General features: G+C 68.2%; 1 protein-coding gene. It reads left to right on the top strand.

What is annotated here, in order from left to right:
• Positions 1-245: glutathione transferase GstA (locus tag HKX41_12895; GenBank protein NNC25032.1), on the top strand; the 245-nt coding region annotated here is incomplete at both ends.

Consider the following 245-nt stretch of genomic DNA (forward strand, 5'->3'; position numbering starts at 1 on the left):
GGACCGCGATTACCGCGAGCTCAGCCCGCTCGGCTACGTCCCGCTGCTGGAACTCGACGACGGCCGCCTGCTGCGCGAAGGCGTGGCGATCCTGCGCTACCTCGGCGACCAGGATCCGGCCGCCGGCCTCAGCGCCGCGCTCGGCAGCTTCGAACGCGCCGAACAAGACCAGTGGCTGACCTACATCAACTCCGAACTGCACAAGACCTTCAGCCCGTGGCTGTTCCATCCCGAGTACGGCGAGG

This window comes from Salifodinibacter halophilus (genome assembly GCA_012999515.1).
Classification (GTDB): domain Bacteria; phylum Pseudomonadota; class Gammaproteobacteria; order Nevskiales; family Salinisphaeraceae; genus Salifodinibacter; species Salifodinibacter halophilus.